Origin of the sequence: Nonomuraea montanisoli (assembly GCF_013363975.1) — a bacterium.
Classification (GTDB): Bacteria; Actinomycetota; Actinomycetes; order Streptosporangiales; family Streptosporangiaceae; genus Nonomuraea; species Nonomuraea montanisoli.
The window spans coordinates 1-286 of sequence record NZ_JABWGN010000072.1 but is presented as its reverse complement, the minus strand read 5'-3'; the positions used below and the strand labels follow the sequence as shown (position 1 = coordinate 286).

Below are 286 nucleotides of genomic sequence, written 5' to 3'. Positions count from 1 at the left end.
GGCGACTACAGGTACGTCATCCCGGAGGTGCGGCACTACATCACGCCGATCCTCTTCGACTACGTCTCCCTGGACCGCCGCAGCTCCGGCGGCGCGACCCTGGTCGAGGGCACGTACAAGCGCTCCGGCGGCACCTCCGCCTCCCTGGCGGGCACCAAGCTGGTCCGCTACCGCTTCCAGCCGCCCCCGGACGGCGACTACCGGCTCGCCGCCGCGCCCGCCCAGGCGTGGGTGTACACCGTCCCGGCCGACCCGGCCGACGCGATCAGCGACGTGCAGGGCGTCC

Annotated in this window: 1 protein-coding gene; it reads left to right on the top strand. The window is 73.4% G+C overall.

Translation table 11 applies throughout. From position 1 onward, the window contains the following. Positions 1 to 286: hypothetical protein (locus tag HTZ77_RS45030; RefSeq protein ID WP_175595927.1), on the top strand; the 286-nt coding region annotated here is incomplete at both ends.